The following is a 2166-nucleotide window of genomic DNA, read 5'->3' on the forward strand; positions in this document are numbered from 1 at the left end:
CAGCGCGGGCGCGCGTCCGGAGAGGGCGAGGTCGTGCAGCGCGGCGAGGACCAGCGCGGGCTGACGCCTGCGCGCCGGCGCCGCCTCGATGGCGCGCAGCGCCTCGTCCGACCCGCTCAGGGCGAGGGCGACGCGTTCGTACAGCGGCGACGTCCCGGCGGCGTCGACCTCGGCGAACTGCCGGTAGACCTGCGCGAGCGTGCGAGCCCTACCCATGAGCGCGGAGCCTTCCCGTGATCGTCAACCGCGGTCACCGCACGGCTTTCGCGGCGTGCCGGGCGTGCTGGGCGTGCAGGGCCGTCAGGGCGGAGGCCGTGGCGAAGCCGAGGACCGGGTCGGGCCGGTCCGAGAGCAGGCTCGCGTACAGCGGCCGGTAGTGCGCGACCTTGCGCGGGGTGCGCCCGTCGCTGCCGTGCGCGTCCAGCAGTTCGCCGCCCCGGAACGCGAACGCGGTCATCGCCGTGTGGTCCAGCCACACCTCCACCTCGCCGCACGTCACCACGGTGGACTTGCTGCTCGCGCCGGTCATCCAGTCGGCGCGCAGCCGGGCCGTGCCGACCGCGCCGCGGGACCGGAACGACGCCACGGCCCAGCAGCTCGCGCCCTCGTCCCGCAGCGAGGTCACGTCCACCACGTCGACCAGGCGGGACAGCACGGACAGCTGGTTGATCCCCGAGTCCGCCCACGCCGAAATGTACGACGTGAACGCCCGCTCGCCCTTCAGCACGTAGGGGTCGTAGAACGCCGACGTGACGCCGGTGACCGGCCCCCACTCCGGGTGCGCCGCGATCCGGGCCGCCGCCCACTCCACCTCCGGCGAGAACGCGAAGTGGTGCGCGGTGAACAGCCGGTCCCGCACGCCGTCCAGGCCCGACAGCCGGTCGAGGTCCGCGGGGTCGAGCACCAACGGCTTCTCCACCAGCACCCGCGCGTCCGAGGTCGTCAGCACCTGCGCCGCGAGGTCGGCGTGCGAGTCCGCGGGAGTCGCGATCACCACGAGGTCCGGACGGTGGGCGGCCAACGCCGACGTCACGTCGCGGTGGTGCGCGGGCACGTCGCCGCGGAAGACGGGCGGCTCGGCGCGCGGGTCCACGGTGAACACCAGGTCCACCCCGGGCCGGTCCGCCAACACCTCCAGGTGGGTGCGGGCGATCGTGCCCACGCCGACCAACCCCACCCGGACCCGCTCACCGGTCGATTCCACGTCCGGCAGTATCCCCCGGCACGCCGACGAGCCCACCGGGTGTGGGGAACCGGTGGGCTCGTCGGCCGGCGGGAGGCCGGCTCAGTTCACGCAGCCGTCGACCGCGGTGGGCTCGCCGGGGCTCGGCACGGGCGTGACGCCGGGCCGGGCCGTCAGGAAGTCCCCCAGGAACGCGCGGACCTCGCCCTGGTCGGCCGTCAGCACCGCGCCGGCCTCCGTCGTGACCTGGTTGTCGTGCGGGATGGTCGCGGTCCGGACCCTCGGGCCCTGCGCCAGCAGCCGCAGGAACTCCGGCAGGTCCCAGGAGGGGTCGACGTGGACCGAGCTGCGGGCCAGCTCCAGCAACGGCGCCAGCTTCGCCGGGTCGGACACCGAGGCCGCCTTGGCGACCAGGCCGTTCAGGAACACCTGGTGCCGCGTGACGCGGTCCAGCTCGTGGTGGGGCAGGCCGACCCGCTGCCGCAGGAACGCCAGCGCCTGCTCGCCCTGGATGGTCTGCCGGCCGGCCGGCAGGTCGACGCCGGAGAACTCGTCGCGCACCGCCGCCCGCAGGCAGACCTCCACCCCGCCGACCGCCGCGGACAGCTCGGCGAACCCCGCCATCTCGACGGCGGCGTAGTGGTCGATCGGAACCCCCGTGAACGCCTCGACGACCTCCACCGTCGCCCGCGCCCCGGCCGCGTCGGCGTCCTGGCCCGCCGCGGCCTCGTAGGCGCGGCTGTAGGCGGAGTTCAGCTTGCCGGGGCCGACGCCGGGGATCTCGACCTGCAGGTCGCGGGGGAGCGACACGACGTTGACGGCGCCCTGCCCGTCGACGCGGGCCAGCACCACCGAGTCGGCACGGGGGCCGGGGCCCGCGTCCAACCCCATCAGCAGCACGGTCTGCGCGGTCGGCGTGGCGGGCGGCGGGGTCGCGGGCTGGACGCCCGCGTCGGGCGCGCCGCCCCGGTCCAGGCTCAACG

3 protein-coding genes are annotated in these 2166 nt (G+C 75.6%); all 3 read right to left on the reverse strand.

The window, feature by feature from the left end; all coding sequences use genetic code 11:
- The coding region (locus tag ACFQ3T_RS36170; protein ID WP_380730601.1) for a DUF2332 family protein at positions 1–216 on the reverse strand (216 nt) is incomplete at its 3' end.
- A 34-nt stretch (positions 217–250) separates the two neighbouring features.
- On the reverse strand, positions 251–1204 hold the full coding sequence (locus ACFQ3T_RS36175; protein ID WP_380730603.1) for a Gfo/Idh/MocA family protein: 954 nt from the start codon (positions 1202–1204) through the stop codon (positions 251–253).
- Between the two features lie 81 nt (positions 1205–1285).
- Positions 1286–2166: LCP family protein (locus tag ACFQ3T_RS36180; protein WP_380730605.1), on the reverse strand; the 881-nt coding region annotated here is incomplete at its 5' end.

It is taken from the genome of Saccharothrix hoggarensis (genome assembly GCF_042678885.1).
Lineage (GTDB): Bacteria > Actinomycetota > Actinomycetes > Mycobacteriales > Pseudonocardiaceae > Actinosynnema > Actinosynnema hoggarensis.